This is a genomic window from Microcoleus pseudofavosus SVA1_A4 (assembly GCF_036700565.1).
Lineage (GTDB): Bacteria > Cyanobacteriota > Cyanobacteriia > Cyanobacteriales > Microcoleaceae > Microcoleus.
Genome location: NZ_JAUBPE010000067.1, coordinates 25,313 through 46,040, shown reverse-complemented (window position 1 = coordinate 46,040; position 20,728 = coordinate 25,313). Strand labels below are relative to the sequence as shown.

General features: G+C 43.6%; 23 protein-coding genes. 5 read left to right on the top strand and 18 right to left on the bottom strand.

The features are described from left to right. The first annotated feature begins 237 nt into the window (after positions 1-237). Positions 238-1,446: an ISAzo13 family transposase gene (locus tag QUA02_RS24510; protein WP_333031642.1), complete on the top strand. Its 1,209-nt coding sequence runs from the start codon at positions 238-240 to the stop codon at positions 1,444-1,446. Between the two features lie 104 nt (positions 1,447-1,550). On the opposite strand, the gene QUA02_RS24505 is transcribed toward QUA02_RS24510, so the two are convergent. Then, a complete protein-coding gene (locus tag QUA02_RS24505; RefSeq protein ID WP_333031641.1) occupies positions 1,551-2,186 on the bottom strand; it encodes a hypothetical protein in 636 nt (211 codons plus the stop codon). 269 nt (positions 2,187-2,455) lie between these two features. Here QUA02_RS24505 and QUA02_RS24500 point away from each other — a divergent pair, with 269 nt between their 5' ends. After that, positions 2,456-3,097 (top strand): leucine-rich repeat domain-containing protein, encoded by a 642-nt coding sequence (locus tag QUA02_RS24500; RefSeq protein ID WP_333031640.1) that lies wholly within the window; start codon positions 2,456-2,458, stop codon positions 3,095-3,097. Between the two features lie 216 nt (positions 3,098-3,313). Continuing rightward, on the top strand, positions 3,314-3,613 hold the full coding sequence (locus QUA02_RS24495) for a hypothetical protein (protein WP_333031639.1): 300 nt from the start codon (positions 3,314-3,316) through the stop codon (positions 3,611-3,613). A 374-nt stretch (positions 3,614-3,987) separates the two neighbouring features. On the opposite strand, the gene QUA02_RS24490 is transcribed toward QUA02_RS24495, so the two are convergent. Continuing rightward, on the bottom strand, positions 3,988-4,179 hold the full coding sequence (locus QUA02_RS24490; RefSeq protein WP_333031638.1) for a hypothetical protein: 192 nt from the start codon (positions 4,177-4,179) through the stop codon (positions 3,988-3,990). Between the two features lie 12 nt (positions 4,180-4,191). Between QUA02_RS24490 and QUA02_RS24485 the strand changes: the two genes are divergently transcribed. Then, complete coding sequence (locus QUA02_RS24485; protein ID WP_333031637.1) at positions 4,192-4,320, top strand: hypothetical protein; 129 nt, start codon at positions 4,192-4,194, stop codon at positions 4,318-4,320. A gap of 1,181 nt (positions 4,321-5,501) precedes the next feature. Here QUA02_RS24485 and QUA02_RS24480 read toward each other — a convergent pair. The 11 genes from QUA02_RS24480 to QUA02_RS24430 form a co-directional block, all read right to left on the bottom strand. After that, complete coding sequence (locus tag QUA02_RS24480) at positions 5,502-8,324, bottom strand: cation-translocating P-type ATPase (RefSeq protein WP_333031636.1); 2,823 nt, start codon at positions 8,322-8,324, stop codon at positions 5,502-5,504. 56 nt (positions 8,325-8,380) lie between these two features. Next, a complete protein-coding gene (locus QUA02_RS24475; RefSeq protein ID WP_333031635.1) occupies positions 8,381-8,836 on the bottom strand; it encodes a pyridoxamine 5'-phosphate oxidase family protein in 456 nt (151 codons plus the stop codon). Between the two features lie 268 nt (positions 8,837-9,104). Beyond that, positions 9,105-9,953, bottom strand: coding sequence for a DUF6920 family protein (locus QUA02_RS24470; RefSeq protein WP_333031634.1), 849 nt, complete (start codon positions 9,951-9,953; stop codon positions 9,105-9,107). A 458-nt stretch (positions 9,954-10,411) separates the two neighbouring features. Next, positions 10,412-11,221: a CPBP family intramembrane glutamic endopeptidase gene (locus QUA02_RS24465; RefSeq protein ID WP_333031633.1), complete on the bottom strand. Its 810-nt coding sequence runs from the start codon at positions 11,219-11,221 to the stop codon at positions 10,412-10,414. Between the two features lie 85 nt (positions 11,222-11,306). Next, entirely contained in the window at positions 11,307-12,176 is an 870-nt protein-coding gene (locus tag QUA02_RS24460; RefSeq protein WP_333031632.1) for a DUF8173 domain-containing protein, read from the bottom strand. 174 nt (positions 12,177-12,350) lie between these two features. Further along, on the bottom strand, positions 12,351-13,154 hold the full coding sequence (locus QUA02_RS24455) for a CPBP family glutamic-type intramembrane protease (RefSeq protein ID WP_333031631.1): 804 nt from the start codon (positions 13,152-13,154) through the stop codon (positions 12,351-12,353). 215 nt (positions 13,155-13,369) lie between these two features. Next, positions 13,370-14,407 carry a calcium-binding protein gene (locus tag QUA02_RS24450; RefSeq protein ID WP_333031630.1) on the bottom strand — a complete coding sequence of 346 codons (1,038 nt, stop codon included), beginning with the start codon at positions 14,405-14,407 and terminating at the stop codon, positions 13,370-13,372. Between the two features lie 22 nt (positions 14,408-14,429). After that, positions 14,430-14,960, bottom strand: a complete 531-nt coding sequence (locus QUA02_RS24445; protein ID WP_333031643.1) for a DUF3122 domain-containing protein — start codon at positions 14,958-14,960, stop codon at positions 14,430-14,432. An 80-nt stretch (positions 14,961-15,040) separates the two neighbouring features. Then, a complete protein-coding gene (locus tag QUA02_RS24440; RefSeq protein ID WP_333031629.1) occupies positions 15,041-15,562 on the bottom strand; it encodes a rhodanese-like domain-containing protein in 522 nt (173 codons plus the stop codon). Between the two features lie 41 nt (positions 15,563-15,603). Beyond that, the gene (gene petC, locus QUA02_RS24435; protein ID WP_333031628.1) at positions 15,604-16,137 is read right to left on the bottom strand and encodes a cytochrome b6-f complex iron-sulfur subunit; all 534 of its coding nucleotides are present in this window, start codon (positions 16,135-16,137) and stop codon (positions 15,604-15,606) included. Positions 16,138-16,172: 35 nt separating this feature from the next. Continuing rightward, positions 16,173-16,385, bottom strand: coding sequence for a YgaP family membrane protein (locus QUA02_RS24430; RefSeq protein WP_333031627.1), 213 nt, complete (start codon positions 16,383-16,385; stop codon positions 16,173-16,175). 259 nt (positions 16,386-16,644) lie between these two features. On the opposite strand from QUA02_RS24430, the gene QUA02_RS24425 reads away from it, so the two are divergent. Further along, on the top strand, positions 16,645-17,130 hold the full coding sequence (locus tag QUA02_RS24425) for a DUF4079 domain-containing protein (RefSeq protein WP_333031626.1): 486 nt from the start codon (positions 16,645-16,647) through the stop codon (positions 17,128-17,130). Between the two features lie 242 nt (positions 17,131-17,372). Here QUA02_RS24425 and QUA02_RS24420 read toward each other — a convergent pair whose 3' ends face one another. From QUA02_RS24420 to QUA02_RS24400, 5 genes are all read right to left on the bottom strand, one after another. Further along, positions 17,373-17,777, bottom strand: coding sequence for a hypothetical protein (locus tag QUA02_RS24420; RefSeq protein WP_333031625.1), 405 nt, complete (start codon positions 17,775-17,777; stop codon positions 17,373-17,375). A 350-nt stretch (positions 17,778-18,127) separates the two neighbouring features. Then, complete coding sequence (locus tag QUA02_RS24415) at positions 18,128-18,940, bottom strand: potassium channel family protein (protein ID WP_333031624.1); 813 nt, start codon at positions 18,938-18,940, stop codon at positions 18,128-18,130. Positions 18,941-18,960: 20 nt separating this feature from the next. After that, on the bottom strand, positions 18,961-19,146 hold the full coding sequence (locus tag QUA02_RS24410; RefSeq protein ID WP_333031623.1) for a DUF433 domain-containing protein: 186 nt from the start codon (positions 19,144-19,146) through the stop codon (positions 18,961-18,963). A gap of 104 nt (positions 19,147-19,250) precedes the next feature. Next, positions 19,251-19,562 carry a chaperone modulator CbpM gene (locus QUA02_RS24405; protein WP_333031622.1) on the bottom strand — a complete coding sequence of 104 codons (312 nt, stop codon included), beginning with the start codon at positions 19,560-19,562 and terminating at the stop codon, positions 19,251-19,253. Beyond that, positions 19,559-20,530 carry a DnaJ C-terminal domain-containing protein gene (locus QUA02_RS24400; protein WP_333031621.1) on the bottom strand — a complete coding sequence of 324 codons (972 nt, stop codon included), beginning with the start codon at positions 20,528-20,530 and terminating at the stop codon, positions 19,559-19,561. The genes QUA02_RS24405 and QUA02_RS24400 overlap by 4 nt, the downstream gene beginning before the upstream one ends. Between the last annotated feature and the right edge of the window lie 198 nt (positions 20,531-20,728).

The following is a 20,728-nucleotide window of genomic DNA, read 5'->3' as shown; positions in this document are numbered from 1 at the left end:
AATAATGGAACCCTTATAAAATAAGGATTCCATCTATCGGAGCGGCGGGATTTGAACCCACGACCCCTACTACCCCAGAGTAGTTTTAATTTACTTGTAATACTAAGGAATGAAAAATAAATAAGTTGATGAGTTATCGGTTATAATGAAAAAAGTGTGGATTACAATTTTCACTCCTACAGAGCTCGACTCACAACAGATTTTTCTACTTAACTCTTCTAATTTCCTTTTAAATCCATGTTTTATTCTAATTTAATTGAGTCAGAAATGAAAAAATTTTATAAATCTTTATCAGAAAAGGATAAAAGAAGGTATGCAGCTATAGAAGCTCAAAAATTAGGATGGGGTGGAATTAGCTATGTAATGCAACTTTTGGGATGCAGTCGAAATACCATCATCAAGGGATTGGAAGATTTAGAAAAAATGGACGAACAGACACTCAATAGTTCCAGGATCAGAAAGAAAGGAGGGGGAAGAAAAAGTATTCTGTCTACTCAAATCGGCATTGATGCAGCATTTTTAGAAGTTTTAAAAAATCACACAGCCGGAGACCCAATGAATGAGTTAATCAAATGGACTAATTTGACGCATAAAGAAATAGCTTCTGGACTACGAGCGGCAGGTTTTACCATTAGTCTCCCCTTAGTTGCAAAACTATTAAAAAAGCATGGCTATGTGAAACGAAAAGCCCAAAAAAAACAAACAATAGGAATTAATGAAAATCGGGACGCTCAATTTAAAAATATTGCGAGACTGGATACAGAGTATAGAGAAGCCAGCAATCCTATCCTACGTTTTGACACCAAAAAGAAAGAAGTTTTAGGAAATTTGTATCGTCCGGGAACTCTCTATACAAAGGAACCTGTTACTACTTTAGATCATGATTTTTGGAGTTTAGGTCACGGAAAAGTGATTCCACATGGGATTTATGATTCTCAACAAAACCGAGGATATATAACATTAGGAAATAGTAAAGATACCAGTGAATTCGCCTGCGAGTCTTTAAAGAAATGGTGGAATAATCATGGAAAAGCTACCTATCCTAACGCTAATTCGATCTTGGCTAAATGTGATGGTGGAGGTAGTAATAATGCTAATCATTATATTTTCAAAGAAGATTTGCAGAAATTAGTTAATGAAATAGGAATTGAGATCAGAATTGCTCATTATCCTCCTTATACATCTAAATATAATCCCATAGAACATCGACTTTTTCCTCATATTACTAGGTCTTGTCAAGGAGTAATTTTTACAAGTTTAGAATTAGTCAAAGCTCTCGTGGAAAAAACTCAAACTAAAACGGGACTATCTGTAGCTGTAAATATCCTTAATAAAGTTTATAAAACTGGTCGAAAGGTGGCTGATAATTTCAAAAATACTATGCAAATTGTTTTTGACGAATATTTGCCCAAATGGAATTATCGAGCCGTACCCCAACCTGAGTAATTCATTAAGTTATTTATTTTTCATTCCTTAGCTCTTAATAAGGGCATGGTAGTGGTTTGGAAAACTTAACTTTTATTTACAATATGCTTTCTATCCTATCTACTTTACGTCAAGTCTCTTCTCATCTGCGAAATAGCTCGATTCAAACCCTCGCTGTGAATCCAGCCTACGAAGCCACCGTAAATCATTTTGCCATCGGGATCGGCTAAAAAAATGTGATCGACGCCGAGGGGGTTTTTCCAAGCCCTGACCGCTGTTCCATCCCTAAGTCTCATAATTGGATTGGAACTGTTAAAATCCCTGTGGTGTGCTGGTGTCATTCCTGGGACAGCTTCTAAAATGGCGCGAGCTTCCCTGGTAACATCTGAAATGTTTGCAGCGCTGGCTGCTGAACAGCCACATCCATCTGTCACAGTTTGCTTGAGCCTTTCTTTGATATCGCCATCAAAGAGGGATAATTGCTCAATCTCTTCTAAAAGTTTCCCGTGCGGTTCGGATAAGCGCCTTTGGCAATAAATCGCTGTTAGCAAGTCTTCCAGCCCCACTTTTGTCAAAGCATCTGCAATCAATCCTGTCAAACCTAGCACGGCAATGCCACCTAACATTCCCGCAGGGCCTCCCAGAAATGCTAAAGCTGCTGTGATTGCAGCCGCTCCTGTAAAACCTGTCGCAGCCATCGTTACTACCAGGATGATACCTGGTAAACCCAAGGCAGCTATTTTTTTGACGAGTTCATCCATTTTACTAACCTTTGCTGTTGCTCTTCTTTCCTCTACCAACCAGTTGCCAGCACGAAAAACCTGCTAGCGCAACAAGTTATTTATTATATTCTGACCTTGCCGTAGCAGTTTCGAGTCGTAGATGGGAAAATTACCGTTTCCTGATTCCTGTCGTTTTTTTCAACAGGCTAAACTTATGGTCATAATAAAATGAATCCTACTGAGAGATAAAGGACATGACGCGAGAAGAAGCAGTACAACGAATTGAACGGGCCGCCGAGGAAAAATTGATGGAACTGGATTTGTCGGGTCTGGAGTTAGAAGAAGTACCATCGGAAATTGTCAAGTGTACCCATCTGACAGAACTTGACCTTTCGAGCAATCAAATTACCTCCCTCCCAGAAGCGCTCGGACAACTGTCCAATCTTACAAAGCTTGACCTCATTAGTAATCAGATTACCTCTATCCCAAAGGCACTTGGGCAATTGTCCAACCTGAAATTGCTTCACCTCACTGGCAATCAAATTAGCTCCATCCCAGAGGCGCTCGGGCAACTGTTTAATCTAAAATTTCTTATCCTCATTGGCAATCAGATTACCTACATCCCAGAAGCGCTCGGGCAACTTTCCAACTTAAAATTCCTTTCCCTCAGCAATAATCAGATTAGCTCCATCCCAGGAGTGCTCGGGCAACTGTCAAACCTGGAAGTGCTTTTTCTCAGTGAAAATAAAATTAGCTCCATCCCAAAAGCGCTTGGACAACTGTCTAATCTGGAAAAACTTGATCTCAATGAAAATAAAATTAGCTCCCTTCCAGAGGCGCTAGGGCAACTGTTTAATCTGAGAGAGCTTCGGATCACAGGAAATTCGATTACTTCCACTTTTATCCCCAAAGTGGTTAAACAATTGCCGAACCTGACAATATACGAATAGGCTCGGGAAGCTGTAGCCGTTGTAAGCCCTAGGCGAGGAAAGTAGGTATCCCCGCCTAGCTTAATTTATAGATGTTTGAGGCTTTGAATCAGGATATTTTGGTTTCCTGACGTAGGAAAGGGTATGCCCGTTCTGATGAAACTGTTACAGCTTCATCCCCTAGGCTGGAGAATATAACAAAGCTGACAAAGTACCAGAAAACCAACGAAACTACCTATGACAATGGGCAAGCTCGAACTCATCATTAAAATTAACGAACTCCCGAATAACGTAGAGACTAACAAAGACAACTGGAAAACCTTTGAGCTTGACTGTGACAGTCGGGTAGTGTCCGTTACTGTTAAGCCCAAAATATGGAAGAAGCTTGAGGAGGATGCTGCCAACTACCCCATGTGGGTGGCTGCTATCGGTGGCAAGATGGGTGAATCAACCTCTAACGGCTTTGTGCTATTAGAGCCAAATATTCAAGTCTTTGAGAAAAAACCGAAGGAATCTAAACCTGAAGCAGAGCAGTGAGAGAGGTTTGATTAACAATTGTGCAGAAACTTGCGAACAGGGCTGAAAGCCCAGCTTAGCAAGGATTTAAGCTAAATCAGCCAGCAAGCCAATTTGAGGTAAATGGCTTGTATCTCCGCCTATCCCTTTATAGAAATAGTGGCTTCCTTATTCACTATCGATTTACCGAGGAATCAACCAGGAGCGATCTGGCTGCCCAACAAGCCGATCGCCCCCAATTTCTCCGTGACTAGACCGAAAAATCGAACAGCAATATGCTTAATTATGCTTAATTATGCTTAATTATGTGTTCGCCCCTGGTTATCTCTTCAATTCTGAAACGGAAGAGGCAACCACTGACAGAAGCTATGGGCGATCGGCTTTATTAGCTTTTGTTAGAAATTGTTAGCTTTTATGCCTTTTCCGGTTGTTGCCGGAGAACTCACAAGCTGTTTGAACTGGGCCAATTCCACCAGCCGCCGACGATCGCCAAAACATCGGTGGATGCAACAAAGACCCGCGTCGGTTGCCTCCGCAAAATCCTCCTCAATAGCTGAAGCTACGGCGCGAGATGGGTAGCCGATCACTTGTTTGATTCTATGAGCTCCGTCGTGGGCGATCGAGCTGTCCCTCAAGTCGATCGCTCACTACCCAAGTGCAATGGGAAAGTTGCGGCAATTGATGCCTGTGCTGCTACAACAGCCGCCACAACAGCAGGAGCAATGTGAGTAATCGGCAGAGTCGAATATCGGGTAAAAATCAAGCGCCTTGACACCTAGGATTCCCCATTCATAAGGGTGCATTATTTTTTGTCTGCACGCATTAGTCATGGTTTGCGATCGCAAAAACATTGCTTGCTACCGAGAGAGAACAGCCATAATCAGTCTCAACAAACAAAGGCGCGAACAGCACAAAAAAGCAGCAATTTGACCTAAGAATTCAGGCGTTTGCTGTATATTTTCCGATACAATCAGAGAGAATGCAGTCCCTGCAAAAGCCTGAATTCTACCTGTTTTTGTACAGCAAATACCTGACTTTATACGGCACTTGCCTGACTTTAGCAATCCACAAAAATTAGTGATTTTTTAGCGTTTTTAACAAAGACTGGATTGATTTAATAGTCAAGTTACGGTATGGTAAGTTGAAGTAAAAATCAAATTTAAGAAGTGCGAAAAAATTGGCAGCGTAGCAGCCGTTATGTCAGCCTTAACAGTTGCATAAATTGCTGTTGTCGGGCGCGCACTTTGCAATCAGCTAAACTGTTGGTATGAGGACAGGTTAAGAGCAGACCCTAATACGGTGTCTTAAGGGCGAGAGCGTCTGTGATCGTTGCAATGCCGATCAAGGAAATCAAATTTCGGCGTTGCTGAATGAAGGTATGAATTATTGCGGAACTGGAACAGCTCCGAATTTGAGGTTATGAAGTAACAATCGAATTGAGTGTGCCAATAGGATCGATGGCGATCGCTTGAGGGGGCGACAAGGAAGGTAAAACCTAGATAGGAAAAGCTGTTCAAGCAACAGACCCCCTGAAAAAAATGGAGAAAAAAAACCGTGCTTATTGAGAATAAACCGTGAGGTTATTAGACAGCTATCTGTGAGGGACTGTTTTATGATAGAAAAGAATGGTTTCGTCCAAATAACAAGACCACAACCATAAATGCTATCACAATTCTATCAAACAGTCCTGCAAAAAAACTGAGCAATAGACAGTTAATTACTCTAAAAATGCGGGTGTAGCTACTACAGAATTATCGCGAAGTAAGGATATAAAAATTAGCTGCCAACCGGCCGTTACCAATACAAGAAAATAGCCGTCGTCATATACAAAGATTTTTAACCTCAAATGCCTTATTGAAATTTAGTCGGATTTAACTGTAGCATATTGTGGTTTAAAGTTAAAATGCGTTTACCCTGCCTGAACAATTTTCTTTCGTATTTCATCAGCGATTAGTATCAATGGTGGACAGAAGATTAGCAGCGACAATTGCCAGGGAGATAGGGGTGCGGTCGCAAAGACTTTTTGTAAAGGTGGGAAATAGATAATAGATAGAATCAGTGCCCACTCAACCGCAATGCCTAACCAGATCAAATGGTTGCTAAAAAAGCCCAAGCGAAAAATTGAGGTGCGCTCACTTCGGCAGGCGAAAACGTTTCCAACCTGACAAGCCACGATCGCCGCCAGCGTCACAGTTGTTGCTTGATGATAAATTGCCATCTCAGTAGCAGTCCCCGATCGGGCAAGAATCGCCGAAGTCATCGCCTGCAACTCGGTAATCCCGTAACCATTTGACCGCCAAACCAGCAGGAAACCGATCATTCCTACCGCACCTTCGAGCAACCCTAGAAACAAAAAGGCACGCAGCATTAAAGACTTATCCAGTAACGGTTTCGACTTTTTGCGCGGCGGTTGAAGCAAGATGCCTGCCTCCGGTTCTTCTGCGCCCAACGCTAGGGCGGGAACCATATCTGTGCCTAGATCGATCGCCAGAATTTGCAGAATGACTAAAGCCGGCGGAATCTTAAAAAACACCATCGCCAGAAAAGGGAGCAATTCTGGTATGTTCGAGGACAGGATATAGGTGATGAACTTGCGAATATTCTGATAAACCGCTCGTCCTTCCTCGATCGCACTAATAATAGTCGCGAAGTTATCATCAATCAGCACAATATCAGCGGCTTCCCGCGCCACATCCGTGCCGCTGAGCCCCATCGCAATGCCGATATTGGCGGCTCTCAAGGCTGGAGCATCATTCACCCCATCACCCGTCACCGCTACGGTATGACCCATCCCGATGTAAGCCTGAACCAGCCTTAACTTCTGTTCCGGCTGCATGCGAGCAAAGATTAACCCGGATTTTTGCTGCAATATTTGACACAACTGGGCATCCGAAAGATGTCCCATTTCTTCGCCCGTAACTACCCTGGCTTTACCATCTACTAAGCCAATTTGCTGGGCAATCGCTTCTGCGGTGAGTCCATAATCTCCTGTTACCATCGTCACCTGGATACCTGCTTGATGGCATTTGGCGATCGCGTCCGCAACTTCTGCTCTCGGCGGGTCAATCATTGCCACCAACCCAACGAAGATCAGATTTTGCTCCAATTCCTGGGCGTCTTGCGGTTGCTCCTCTTTCTGCCGCGTGGCAACTCCCAGAACTCGATAACCTCGACTTGCAAATCCATCATTAACAGCAGTCACCTCTGCCCGTTCTGCTGCTGATAATTCTTCTATGTGTCCATCTTTCAAAATCTGTTTACAGTGTTGCAGCACGTCTAATGGCGATCCCTTTGTAAAAATCAGATAGGGAGCCGTTAGCGGTTTGAGATTGTCCGATTGCCCTTCTAACTCAAACCCTAAACCTGAATTATCCGAACTTCTTTGCAGCACGACACTCATCATCCGTCTGCGCGAATCAAAAGGAACTTCCTGCGTTCTCTTAAGCTGACGCTGTAGTTCTTCAAAATTCAGTTTCTTTTTTAGGGCAGCCACCAGCAGAGCCGCTTCAGTGGGATCGCCAATCTCCTGCCACTGACTGGAACCTGCTGGATGGTTCAAGCGGGCATTGGAGCAGAGCGCCGAACCCGCCAACAGCAGCTTTACCTGTGATTCCATTCGCCCAGCAGGAACTTGTACCTCTCCTCCCGTCGGGTCGTACCCTATTCCAGTTACTGTAATCTCAGATGTCGGAATCCAGAGTCGGCAAACCGTCATCTCATTCTTGGTCAGCGTCCCTGTTTTGTCTGTACAGATGACCGTTGTGGCACTCAATGTCTCCACTGCCGAGAGCCGACGCACCAGAGCATTACGCTTTGCCATGCGCTTGACACCCATAGCCAGAGCCAGAGTCACCGTTGGCAGCAGTCCTTCTGGGATAAATGCCACAATAATCCCGATCGCAAAAATGAAGCTTTCCTTGAGTTCCATGCCCACCAACAGGTTAGTCAGCAAAAACACCACAACACCCAGCCCAACGGCGATCGTGGTGATGACGTGCACCACGCTGTTGATTTGAACTTCCAGGGTGCTAGGTTCTCGCTTCACAGTTGTAGTGAGATGGGCAACCTGACCAAACTCGGTCTGAGTTCCTGTAGCGTACACGACAGCTAATCCACGCCCTGCCGAAACGGTAGAACCCGCAAAAACCAGATTGCTTGATTCGGAGGCACGCATCTTTTCAGTGGCTACAGGTTCCGCCGATCGGGCAACCGGCAGCGATTCTCCAGTCAGCACCGAAACATCGACATAACAAGACTGAGCCGAAACCAGTCTGGCATCGGCAGAGATGCGATCGCCCTCTTCCAATTGCATGACATCTCCCGGAACCATCTCCCTGACGGGAATCTCACCTAGCTTCCCATCTCGATAGACTTTAGCGCGGGCGGGCAACATTTTATTGAGTGCTGTTAACGCTTGTTCTGCCTGGAATTCTTGCCAAAAACTGAAACCGGCATTAATCCAGATTACAGCCCAGACTGCCCAGCCGAGTTCTGGTGTACCGGACACAAAAGCCAGCGCACCTGCAACCCAGAGCAAGAGTGCCATGAAATGGGTCAACTGATCGGTGAAGCGGAGTAATAGCGATCTTCTGGCTGGTTCGGGCAGTTCATTAAAGCCGTAATGCTTGATTCTAATTGCTGTTTCTGCCTCTGAAAGTCCCTTTTCTGAAGTTGACAAAGTTTCGTAGACTTGCTGGGTCGATAGTGTCCAAACAGGTGCATGAGGTGCCATAGAGAATCAACAAGTTGCCTCATAAGTTTGCAGTTGCACGGTTGACGAGAGCGCTCCTATGGGTTCTTACTGCTGACTCCATCAGTCGTGCGTCCGCTCATTTCAGTCTCGTGGATGCGGTAGATTGCGATCGCTTCTGAACGTCCCTGAGCATCAATCCAGGTTCGATCGATCGCAGGTGACAGGTTTGGATTGCGCTCTTCGATCGAGTGCATAGCCCGAGCGATATCTGGTTGCTCAGTCAGGCGGGAAGCTCGACCATTGACGATCGCGCTGCGCCAAGGTCGCGGATCGCGTTTTTCTTCAACCTGCAAACAAATTTCTGGATTTGCATCAAGATCGTGAGTCTTCATGCCGATCGTTGTAAACAGGTAAATGTCCTCTTCTTCGAGATAATAGTTCATTGGTATCACGTAGGGCTTGCCTTCGTGTATGCAGCCCAGATGACCGTATCCTACTTTGTGTAGGAGTTCGTGTATTTCTTTTTGCCCCATTTCATCAATATCTAACATTACTATTCTCTTAAAAATTTAGTTGATTGGTAGTATTGAACAGAAATAATCCCGGCTTTACATCTGTCGTTGGATGGAGTCGATATCTGAAAGTCAATGATCGGAGTCAATAGCCTGTTGAGAAAGCGATAGCCTCACAAATCTTCTGCCCGCTTAATTGATGCTTTTTTGCCCGCAGCTACGCTGGCCACAACTAAACAAACCGTGACTAGGGCGATCGACCTCGATCGTAAAAAAAATTGGCAAGGGTTACAATCCCAAGATTTTGCTACAGCACAAACTCATAGCTAATCTCTGTAGTTCTTCCTTTAAAATATAGCCGAGTGCCTTCTGGATACTCCCATCCCACCTCGCCTTCTAAAGGAATCAGCATCCCATTACGAACTGAATATTCCCATAATCGACCGCCCCAAGGCATCGCAGTCAGCTTGTCACGATAACGAGCTTCAGTCCGAAACCTATCGATCGTCCCTTCAGCATTAAACTGAAATACGACGGAGACAGTGGTTGCACCATCCGTCAAAGTAGCGCGAGCAGAGGTGTCATTAATCGCCTCCCAGCGCACACCTTGACTGGGTAATAGTGCAGTGGGATACCAAGGAGCCTCAGCAAAGAACCGCAATAATTCACCTTGGTTCGCTTCAGGCGTACTGGGTATTTTTGCAACGGTAAAAAGACCGAGTAATGATGCGTGTAAGCTGCCTTCTCCTAAGAGATAGGTATCATGAACAAAGGCATTAACTCCTGGAGCCATCTGGATGCGTGCATCCCAATCAAAACCCAAACGTTGAGTAATCACAAATTGAGTGGCAGTAAACGGACTCCACTTGTTCTCAGTTTCACTCATATTGAACAGTCCCTGCTGAGAGAGTTTGACCGCCGCCACGATCGCTTGTCCGTCCTTAATTACCGTCCGAAAAAATCGCTGTACGGGTTCTGGCAAGCCTTCAATCTCTTTTTGGTCGTAGATTTTGGGCTTAATTGTTCGCCGTCCATTTGTTAATTTTGCTCGTAGGCGATCGGTATCTGACTCCCAGCGATAGCTACCATAAATGGCAGCAATTCCAAAGCTGACTATGATTAAAACACCAATAATTGCAATCCACTTAATCCACATGATACTTACCTATGTTTGTTAATTCAGAATTTGATAGATTGTGATGATCAGAACGATCGCTACAATAGCTGTATAGATTGAAAACGTGTACTTAGATAGCCAATTAGGAAGATAAATCGCAAAATTGTCCTTTGTTGAATTTGAATACTTCCGTGCAATCAGAGTTAACGGGCAGACGAAGCGAAAGGTTAGTAAGATTATACCTTCTAAAAATACAAATCCATAACCAATCCAGAGCAAAAGATCGAGTTTATTGGCGATGGCGGCATAAAGCATATAGAAAATAACAAAATTAAAGAATATCCATATCAAAGTGTGAATAGCTTTAATTAGAGTTAATTTGGTTTCAATTTTCATATTGTGTCAATATAATTTCTCCATTTTCGGCGTTAAATCGTGCCATTCGTTCTGTTTTTGATTTCATAAAGTTCCCTGACACCTTGCCCAGAGTGATTTGCTCATGTTTTCCTCGCAGTTAACTGTTTCCAATTTCCCTTCCACAGCAGCAGTCCGCCTAATACTGTCAAGGTAAGCATCTGCCAGATTTCAACCAGAGAACAAAAACCGATCGTAGTTTCGATCGCATCACGAATCTCATCAAATGCAGCGTGATAAACAGTTACAACAGCAAGGCTTTGCGTAACTGTCCAAATGTAGGCATAAATCATCGCGTGCATCATGCTAGGAATTAAAGTGATTGCAAGCATAATGGCTATTGAAGTACCCATATTATCAGTAAGTTTTTCAGCCATGCCCATTCCAACAATCACAGGCAAATGCCATGCCCACCAAATAAATCCATGAAGCAGCAGTGCTGTTCTTAATCTGTATCGTTTTACCAAGTGCGGTAACATATAGCCGCGCCAACCAAACTCTTCGCCCAAGGCTGGAATCAAGGTTGCGATAAAACGAAGTAGAAAATTTCCGAGAATTTCTGGAACGATAACGCCTTTAGGAATACTCCGCATTCCTAAGACTAATTCTAGGATTGTAGGAACAACCCAGACAAAGATCGCTATTGAAAAGACGGCTAAATAGTGTTTTGATTTACCCCAATCCCAACCAGCTTTTGAGAAGCTATCATGAAATATATATCGACCAGCGATATAAGTAGCAACTGTGACCATAATCATTGGTAATGAGCTTAAGGCATAGCGCATAAACGGCGTCTTTGCCCACAGCATATACGCAATTTGAAATGGCCAAGATATCGCCACGACAATCAATAGATATGTTCTGAGCGAGAAAGGTTTCTGGGGATTTCTCATTTTTAAAATTTACCTTCAACATTTTTGGCCGTTGCCTTCGTCAGAACCTTGTTCACCCCGATCAACATTTATACCGCCCTACTCACTAAGTAGCTATTTGGGGTTTTTCTCTACCAAATTGCCACAGCAAGATGATACCCAAGCCCAACAGATTGACTAGGAAAACTACTAACCCTCCGAAAAAGGGAATTAGTGTCATAACTGTCAGGATCGCCAAACCCACCAAGAACTGCTGCTGTAAAGACCAATTACCATTACGGAATAGGCGTTGACCGACAAAAAGTGCTACGCCTAATGATCCCACTAGAGCAGTAATCACCGCAGTCAGACTCAGGAGTGGAATCAGAGGAATACCAATGAGCGTAATCGCTAAAAACACGGTAGCAAAGACAAAGGAAACGATCGCCCCTATTCCCCATAGAGCAGTCAAACCGGGGTGTTGACCCAATTTTGTCGCCAAATTTGGCAGGAACTGTGGGCTGGTTTGTAAGATGATCAGTCCGAGAATAGCTGCTACTACAGCGGAACAAGTTCTAAAAATGGTACTGAAGAAATATTGCGCGAAGAAGCTACTTCTGCCTCGATCGGAGCCATACATCATGCCATGTCGATCGCTGAATGTAGCGCGTTCACCACCAATAATGGCACCTGGTTCCTGTACGATTTTGCCGCCAAATGAGTAAGCATCCCCTTCTACCCGCGCTCCTTTTTGCAGGATGACATCTCCGCCAAACGCGATCGCAGTATCTACAACTTTGGCATTAGGGGATACCGTAACACTCCCGCCAAAAGCAAGGGCATTTTCGACAACTTGGTTCTCTGGTACGGTTACGCTTCCACCAAAGCGGATGAGGTTGGTATTGTTGATATTGATATCAGTCTGCGCCAGGGCATTGCCTGCAAATATTAAGCAAATGGTAGCTATAAAAGCCAGAATTAATTGTTGCCATTTCATAGATTTCATCCTCGTCAAAAACCAAAAAATTAACTATCTCTCATGATAGTGAACAAAAATGAAGAAACTGTGAATAACGTTTGAATGAGATGACTTATAATTGACCAAATCATCCAAGGGATTAAGTATGCAAGTCGGAAATACGTTAGTAATTGTTTCAATTGAAAGTATTGCTTAACACAGAAGGGCTTTCTTACGACTATATGCTATTCCTAAAATAACGGATACTATTAGCTCGATGGAAAAAACAAAAATTACTTTCCCATTCAAATTTAGCTGCAAGGCTCCGTTATTACCTATATACAAAGCTAAGCCAATACATCCATTGAACCAGGCATGACTTAATACACAGAGAAATAAATTGCTTGTGTATTTATACAGAGTTGTAAAACTGGAAGTTAAAATTATGCCTGAGAATAAATACAATCCAAATGGAAATGAACTTTGAATTGTCCCTTTTATAAACCATAACGGCAAATGCCATATGCTCCATATAGTTCCTACCATAAGGATAGAAGGTAAATAATTAACTACCTTTTCTAATTTAGGTTGCAAAATTCCACGCCAACCTAATTCCTCTAATCCACCTAAAAGAATAAGCAGTGGTAGATTAATAATTACAGAAAGAATTGATATAGGCTTATTGATTCCAAAGCCAATCCAAACCATAAATAGACGCCACATTAAAAATAATCCAAATATCAGCCATACTTTTTTATCAATTTTTTCACCAAAGATATACTTAACAAAAGATTCTTCACCAAAATCTTCAGTGAACTGTCGATAAATAATATAAGAACTAATGGCTGGCCCAAAACTACCGATTGAGTAAGGTATCAATAATAAAGGCTCACCATACCAAAGAGCATTAAAATATCTGTTGCCAATGATGATAATTATCCAGCACAACCATGTGATGGCAAAAGTGTAAAGTAGAAAAAATCTAATTTGCTTTAGCGATCGCTTCTTTTGTTTCATATTTTTATCTCTCCTTAACTTTTTACAAAATTATTTTATAGGTGCTGATCGCCAATTTTTTTGGTTGTTGTTATGTTCATCAAATAACCGCCTAAGCCTGTTATCCATAGCACAATTGGATAAACAAGCCATCTTTCTGTTCCACCCAAGCCAATAAAAAAGTGCGATCGCAGCGACAGCAGCAATCAGGCAAATCCTGAATAGCTTCGAGATTTCTACGTAAGTAAACGTGTGAAACCAGATCCTGGTGATAGATTCAAACTGAGATTTCCGCCACCTTCAATAACACCAATTGTATCAAATGGACTGGTTGAGGGAACAGAAACTCCATTCTCAAAGGTGGGATAGCCTTTCCTTTGGATAGCTAAATCTCGATTATTGTTGATGGGAAACACCAATAACTGATCTGAGGAATCCACTAATAGCTGGATGCTATCTTGACCTTGGGTAAAGTTCCGAATTGTAGCAAAACCCGGCCCGATGTAATACTGTACTCCACGCAATGACACATTACGGGCGAATGCTTGATATTCGCCTAACACAAATTTATCACGACCGATACCGCCAATGAGAGTATCAAATTCATTGCTGCCATCACTTTCATACAATCGGGCGCCGTAATGAGGTTCTATACCTACTTCAACTCCAAATAATTCGGCATTCCCCACCCCGGAACCAGTTATAATGTCATTGCCCGAAGTTCCAACAAAAGTCGCAGAGCGGCTTGGATCGGAACTTCCGAACTTGAAGTAGTGTTCGCGACCAGTTTTTAAGGCTCCAGAGTTGACAAACGGCACAATATCGCGGTTTTTCTGTAAGTATTCCGATTCCAAAAATGAAGTTCCAAACCGACCGTCTTTGATTCCGAATTGAATGAAGTGCTGGTAGCCATTTTTAAAAGTTCCATTCTGAATAAACGGCAGTAAATCTCGGTTATTTGCTACATAAAAGGCTTCGTCATACTCAGGCGATACTTGGCTGCGACCCTGTTCGTAACCGTATTGGATAAAGTGGTCTAGTCCGGTCGCAAAGGGCGCGTTTGGGTTGACTGTGCTGACGAAGGGTGCTATCTCTGGATTGTCGGCAAGGTAGGTAGCTTCGTCAAAATAACGCGATATTTTTGTGAGGCCGGCGGCTTGACCGTATTTTTGAAAGTGTTCTCTGCCGGATTTGAGGACTCCGGCATCAATGGCTGGTTTGACCCAAGGATATTGCGAGAGGTAGTATTGTTCGTCAAAGATATCGTAATTCATCGGTTTGATTTTTTGGAGTTAGTTAATGAGCAGAAATTGTTTGCCACTCTTGAATCGCCGTCGATGGGATTTGTAACTCGATCGCTGAGCCAGTTACCACTGGTAAAGTTAGCTGAAGGGGAATTTCAGCCTGCAACTGCGGTAGGACAGTTTTAATGTCATATTCTGCGACATTCGCTGGGGTTGGTGTGTCCTTAGAAATTTCGCTAGAAATATCCTTGGCGGTTAGAGTTTCGCCCATAGATGTTGTCAGAATCAGCGGTTGAGTGCGATCGAATTCCAACGCACCAGGAAAGCCCACGACGCGCAGAGAGACAGTATAACTACCTTCAGGATGGATGCGCTTGAAGGCGATCGCCTGCCAGGAATTTCCGTTCTGATCTTGCAGTTTTTGTCGGGATTGATAAAGCATTTGCCCTGGATATTCTTCGATTTGCGTCACAGTAGCAAAAGCAGGTAAGGGAATACAGACAATCAGTAAAATGCAGATCAAAGCAGCCAGCAGCCAGCGCATCGGGCGAATTTTAGACCCGTTAAAGTAGATAGAGTTCATCACAAAAGTCCTCAGAAAGTTAAAATGTATTGCAATTCCAGAGTAAACAATTAGGATTTTAATCCTCATTTTTTTGTGCATTAACTAGAGGCGATCGCCTCTCCTGCGTTTTTCCAGCCTGCAAAACTTGGCGGAAATCCCTGGACATTTTCATAGCCTAATAGGTGCAATGTCATTACTCCCATTGCCGATCGATAGCCCGTTGAACAGTACAAAACTATGGGGCGATCGCGCGGAATTCGATCCAGATTGTGTGTTAGTGTTCGGAGCGGAATATCGATCGCATTAGCGATATGTCCCGATCGATACTCAGATGGTTCTCGCACATCCACCAACAGGGTTTGAGGGTTCTCTAAGAGGCTTTTCAACCCTTTGACATTGGCGATCGTGTAATAGCCTGCTGGAATCGACGTGAGAAAGCGATCGACTCCCGATTCCAGATTCACGGTTTTTTCAGACATTGTTTGCATTTTTTCTTGAAAAATTGGTTTAGTTTCTATGAGAGTTGCTGCGAGGATCGGGTTTTGCCCAATACTAACCAAGAGGCAAAAACATAGTGCAAATCCCAGCAATATGGTCTGAATTGATTTCTTAAAGCTCATGGATTTCTCCTGAAATGGATTTTCTCGATATCACTTCATCCTCAAACCCACCAGGGTTTTTCTCCAGTGCGGGGATCGTTTTGCGTCCAAGGTGAGATCAAAATGCTGTTATCGATCGCCACAACCTGGACAATCTTCAGCGGTAGAGGAGCAGGGCCACGCACCACCGTCCCATCAGGGGCATAGCGGGAACCATGACAGGGACATTGAAACTGCCGATCCATTGGGTTCCAGGGCCACGCACCACCGAGGTGAGTGCAATTATCAACAATCCCGATGCTGTCTAGGGTGCGATCTTCTTTGACAATCAGGTAGGTGTGTTCTCCTGCTAGACCTGCAACCAGGGCACGGGTTCCCGGCGGTTCTGCCAGGATTTGTGAGGCTGGAATTAAGTTTCCTAAAATATCTTTAGCAAGAATGGCTCCCCCCGCTCCCGTTTCTGCCGGCGGAATGAAGAATTTGCTAACAGGATAGAGCGCGGCACCTGCGGTAGCGGCGACGGCGGCTCCGGTGATGAAATTGAGTAGTTGCCACCGCGATAGAGATGGACTTTCGAGAGGAAGACTATTGTCCATGATGAAACTCTTTAAGAGTTCATGAATGAATTTTTCTAAAGTTGCTCTTTCGTCTGGCTGGTACGAATTCCCAGAAGGCTATAAAGACCGCAAAAACCGACCAGAGCCGTCACCAGCAATACGCTACCTGCAACGACTAGACCAATCCCCAATCCTGTACCGCTGTAAAGGAAAAGTCCTAGATAAAATAACACCGAAGCCAACAACAGGCGGATCAGGTGATCGAGGGAACCAACATTCGTTTTCATAGCTGTAATCTCCAATGTAAAACTGATTGCAAAAAAACTGGTGCAGTCATGTAAAAAGCGACTCTAAAAATATTGCAACACTTTATTTTCTAACTCTTTTTATTATAACAAATTTTTTACAGAAAGCCGCTCTAAGTTGTCATAATAAATGATGTTTATGGATAAAATTTAAACAAAATCTATCTTATGGGTAACTTGAAATTGCTATATACAATGCCAAGATAAATTTAATAGATACGAAAACTTTGGATATAACCGTATGAATTTGGAAAATTTAGCGGCTCTCAAGCCCTATCTCAGCTTTTTTCACCCCATTACTATGTGGATATTGCTGGTTGTTGCCCTCTATGTCCTGTACTTGGGTGTGCAAGTTCGACGGACGAGACTAGCAGAAGGTGATCTCAAGAAAGAAATGGTTAAAGGTCGGTTTGCTATCCGCCATCACCAAATTGGCTCTATTCTCCTAGCATTGATGGTAATTGGGGCGATCGGGGGAATCACTGTTACCTACCTTAATAATGGCAAGATTATAATCGGCCCTCATTTATTTGCAGGCTTAGGAATGGTGGGGTTAATTTCCACTTCTGCTGCGCTGGTTCCCTTTATGCAGAAGCATGACTGGGTTCGCAGCATCCATATTTTGCTGAACATGATTCTACTGGGATTGTTTGGTTGGCAAGCCGTGACAGGGGTGCAAATTGTACAGAAGATTTTGACTTCGATGAATGGGCCTGCTGCCGGGTAATTAGATTCAATTTCTAGGACAAAGAATTCTATCGGAAGCTGAGGGAATTCTTTGTCAACCTGCGATCGCGCTTAGTTAATTGAGATGGAAAAACTAAGGAAAGTAAATCATTTTATCACTCCCGATCGGAATGGTTCGCTTTCTTTTTCGGCGTTTCTACAAGCACAGAAATCAGGAGCAAACTTAGCCCAATAATTTTGATAAAAGCCTTGACTGCGTGGGTTCTCTATCACAGCCGATCGCTACTCGGCAAAGTGCTGTCGAATCTTCGCCGCAATCTGAGAATCAGTCATTTTGTCAACTGTTTCAATACCTACAACGCGGCCACTGAGGTTATTTTTTTCAAGACGTTCTTTTAGTTCATCTTTTGCCTCACCCGGCCCAAATATTAGAATAGACTCTGCATCACGAATATACGCAATTACCCGATCGTAGTAAATATTGAGTTCTCCTGTAAAAGTTCTCTGGCGTGTATTATCAGCGGGAATCTGACGCGATTCATAAGTACCCTTAAGAGGTGAATCACCAGAACGCCGAGGCTGTTTTTCCACCTCAGAAATTATCTCTTTTATCTCTTCTCCTTTCTCTGTAATTGCCACGACAGTAGCTTTCCTATGGTCAATCCACAGCCCTACTTTTGTTTTCATTTATATCTCCTTTGTTAACGAGTTTCACCTAATGTGTACTATGCAAAATTAATTTCGCATTCTTAAATTCTGTATTCTTGATTTGATTAGGCACAGAAGCAAATGAGCTGTGACAATAATTTTGCTTGTGCTTATGAATGGGTTTAAGTAAATACACTTCACCCTTTAACTTCAATTATTATTGGACTAAGCTTGTTAAAGAACAAGTTGAAGTGACTAATATGGCGCTCGTTATTGCCACCGCAATGTATTTTATCGTTAGCCTACCCTTTATCATTGGCGAGGGTATCGTTCTTAAGGAATAGTTTTTATGAAATCCGGGTTATATTTAACTTGCTAGTCTTAGCAAGTTATTGGTTTAAATCTCGTTTTGCTAAGGCTTGAACCTCAGTTCGCAATGCCGCAATTTCTGCTTGCAGGGCTTGAATTGATTTTGCACCTGCTAGTTCTGCTTCATCATCCTCGGCATCCTGACCTACAAAGAATGTTGCTAACATTGCTGTCGCATAACCACATACTGCGATCGCATACAATCCCAGTAAAAAACATAGCAGCCGCCCTTCCGGTGTTTTCGGAAAGTAATCAGATCCAATCGTGGTCATCAGCATTGCCGTCCACCACAGCGCAGTACCATAGTCGGTGATATTGCTATTAGGAAGTTCGCGCTCAAACGTATAAATTCCAGCCGCTCCAACTAAGATAACGATCGCAGTTAATCCCATCACATAGCCAAACCCTCGACGCTGAACACTTACAGCGAGTAATCGCATTCCTCTGTTGGTTCGTGTCATCATTCCCAACAACTGTAACCCTCGAACCGCATGAACCGATCGCAAAGACTGTATGAATCGCACAATCCGAAGGGTTCGTAGCGCTGGGATGAACAGTGAGAAGGCAATTAACCAGTTGTGCTTGAGGTAAGAAAGTTTGCGAGGAGCGAGGAGAAATTTGATGCTAAAATCCACAATAAAGACAATCCAAATGGTAATGCCGATCGCTTCTAATAGAGGATTTAGTCCCCAAACTAGCTCAACGATAAACAGTCCTAACCAAGCAAAGCTTAGCACCACCATTGGTGTTTCTAGCCAATCTTCCCACTGTTGCAGCACCTCGCTGCGCTCTCTATCAAACGCCAATTTTTCGGGTTGCTTCTGATAGCTCATAATTCGTTTTTTCGGCTGGTCTAATAAGCAATACAGGCTTTTAAATCTTCCCGTGTCAAATCAGGAAAGTCGTCAAGTATCTCTGCTTCGGTCATCTCGGAAGCCAAATACTCAAGCACTTCATAAACCGAAATTCGCAAGCCGCGCGCACCAGGTTTGCCACTGCGTTTATTGGGTTCGAGCGTAATGTAATTTCGGTAGTTCATAGTTCAAATTATAGGTCAAGATAAGTCTAAAAGCAAGCAACAAAGATTTGTGTCAAAACTTTACATCTCCCGATCGAACGCCGATTCTGGTTGCTTTAGACACCTCATAACTCGTTCCGTGACCGAGACTGATGCGCCTTGAGCTGTGCCCGTAATTGAGCAATTTCTTGAGCCATATCGAGCACCATTGCGGCTCCGACTAAGTTCAGCCCCAAGTCTTGACGCAACCGCTGAATCTGAGCAATTCGAGCAATCTCGCGGGGATGCAGCAGGTCGCCGATCGGCTCAATTACCCCTAACTCAACATAAACCTTCACCAGCGTAATCGAAGTCTCTGTTAGCAATGCAGCATATTCAAAGGTATAGAGTTGCTCACCTTCGGGTGAAACCACAATTTTTGAAAGGCTAAAGCTCATAACTTAATTTCCTCTAACTGAGTACGCGGGTTAAAACTCGTATTTGCCTGGATTTTTTCGTAGCATTCTTGCTCGATCGCACTTAAGTCTTTTGGCGTGACAATCAGAAGTTTGGCGAGTAAGTCACCGCGTCCCCCTTTTTGCAATGTCCAGCCTTTGCCGCGCAGTCTGAGCGATTGTCCCGATCGCACTCCTTTGGGTACTTTCATTGTGACACTACCATCGGGAGTTGGCACGCTGATTTCTGCCCCTAAAACGGCTTCATCGGGGCGAATTGGAATGTCACAAACTAGGTCATCACCATCGAATCGAAAGAAGGAATGGGGCAAAATCTCGATAGTTAAATACAAATCGCCGCGCTGTTGAGAAAATGGACTAGGACGACCTTTACCTTTGAGTCGAATGCGACTACCGGGTTTTGCGCCTGCGGGAATGCGGACGTTGATTGTTTCATCGTCGAGTTGTAGCCGTTTCTGGACACCGTGAAAAGCTTCGGAAAATGTGAGTGCGATCGCAGCTTCGGTATCCGGCGCGGGCGCTTGAGAACGAAATCCGTCCCCAAAATCATTAAAACCATTGGTCGCAGTTTGATAGGTCTGGGTTCTACGTTTCGATCCACCTTTCATTCCCCCCAGCAAATCGTTGATAAATGAATCAAAGTCCTCGTAGCGATCGAAGTCTTCCGCCGAAACATTAGTTCCTCTAGAGGTTGGTGCTTCAGTGTATCCCGGCTGATTCCAATGTTGACCAAAGCGATCGTACTTTTGCCTGTTCTCAGGATCGGAAAGTACCTCATTTGCTTCGTTCAAGTCTTTGAACTTTGCCTCTGCATCTTTATCCCCAGGATTGAGGTCAGGATGATACTTGCGGGCCAGTTTGCGGTAAGCCCGTTTGATTTCTTCAGGGGTTGCCGTTTTGCTCGTTCCCAGGATGGCATAATAGTCTTTAAAGTCCGTTGCCGTTGGCATTACTGACCTCTCAATTGCTGGTTATTTTGTGGTTGCTAGTAAGGGCAGATTTTTAATATTACCCATCAAAAGCTTTGATGTAGCGTTAGTAATTATGGGAATTATTTTGCAAAAGTGCTTATACAAATATTTGTTGATACCGAATTTGAACCCTATTATTAATTTTTAGCTGTTTTTTATCAGGACTAACGCACGGTT

Coding starts and splice junctions, on each gene's coding strand:
- QUA02_RS24505 (WP_333031641.1), bottom strand. CDS start 2,186: ATGGATGAACTCGTCAAAAAAATAGCTGCCTTGGGTTTACCAGGTATC.
- QUA02_RS24500 (WP_333031640.1), top strand. CDS start 2,456: ATGGAACTGGATTTGTCGGGTCTGGAGTTAGAAGAAGTACCATCGGAA.
- QUA02_RS24425 (WP_333031626.1), top strand. CDS start 16,645: ATGAATTTGGAAAATTTAGCGGCTCTCAAGCCCTATCTCAGCTTTTTT.
- QUA02_RS24420 (WP_333031625.1), bottom strand. CDS start 17,777: ATGAAAACAAAAGTAGGGCTGTGGATTGACCATAGGAAAGCTACTGTC.
- QUA02_RS24465 (WP_333031633.1), bottom strand. CDS start 11,221: ATGAGAAATCCCCAGAAACCTTTCTCGCTCAGAACATATCTATTGATT.
- QUA02_RS24410 (WP_333031623.1), bottom strand. CDS start 19,146: ATGAACTACCGAAATTACATTACGCTCGAACCCAATAAACGCAGTGGC.
- QUA02_RS24405 (WP_333031622.1), bottom strand. CDS start 19,562: ATGAGCTTTAGCCTTTCAAAAATTGTGGTTTCACCCGAAGGTGAGCAA.
- QUA02_RS24430 (WP_333031627.1), bottom strand. CDS start 16,385: ATGAAAACGAATGTTGGTTCCCTCGATCACCTGATCCGCCTGTTGTTG.
- QUA02_RS24445 (WP_333031643.1), bottom strand. CDS start 14,960: ATGAACTCTATCTACTTTAACGGGTCTAAAATTCGCCCGATGCGCTGG.
- QUA02_RS24415 (WP_333031624.1), bottom strand. CDS start 18,940: ATGAGCTATCAGAAGCAACCCGAAAAATTGGCGTTTGATAGAGAGCGC.
- QUA02_RS24475 (WP_333031635.1), bottom strand. CDS start 8,836: ATGTTAGATATTGATGAAATGGGGCAAAAAGAAATACACGAACTCCTA.
- petC (WP_333031628.1), bottom strand. CDS start 16,137: ATGGACAATAGTCTTCCTCTCGAAAGTCCATCTCTATCGCGGTGGCAA.
- QUA02_RS24485 (WP_333031637.1), top strand. CDS start 4,192: ATGAGCTCCGTCGTGGGCGATCGAGCTGTCCCTCAAGTCGATCGCTCA.
- QUA02_RS24400 (WP_333031621.1), bottom strand. CDS start 20,530: ATGCCAACGGCAACGGACTTTAAAGACTATTATGCCATCCTGGGAACG.
- QUA02_RS24440 (WP_333031629.1), bottom strand. CDS start 15,562: ATGAGCTTTAAGAAATCAATTCAGACCATATTGCTGGGATTTGCACTA.
- QUA02_RS24480 (WP_333031636.1), bottom strand. CDS start 8,324: ATGGCACCTCATGCACCTGTTTGGACACTATCGACCCAGCAAGTCTAC.
- QUA02_RS24510 (WP_333031642.1), top strand. CDS start 238: ATGTTTTATTCTAATTTAATTGAGTCAGAAATGAAAAAATTTTATAAA.
- QUA02_RS24460 (WP_333031632.1), bottom strand. CDS start 12,176: ATGAAATGGCAACAATTAATTCTGGCTTTTATAGCTACCATTTGCTTA.
- QUA02_RS24455 (WP_333031631.1), bottom strand. CDS start 13,154: ATGAAACAAAAGAAGCGATCGCTAAAGCAAATTAGATTTTTTCTACTT.
- QUA02_RS24470 (WP_333031634.1), bottom strand. CDS start 9,953: ATGTGGATTAAGTGGATTGCAATTATTGGTGTTTTAATCATAGTCAGC.
- QUA02_RS24495 (WP_333031639.1), top strand. CDS start 3,314: ATGACAATGGGCAAGCTCGAACTCATCATTAAAATTAACGAACTCCCG.
- QUA02_RS24450 (WP_333031630.1), bottom strand. CDS start 14,407: ATGAATTACGATATCTTTGACGAACAATACTACCTCTCGCAATATCCT.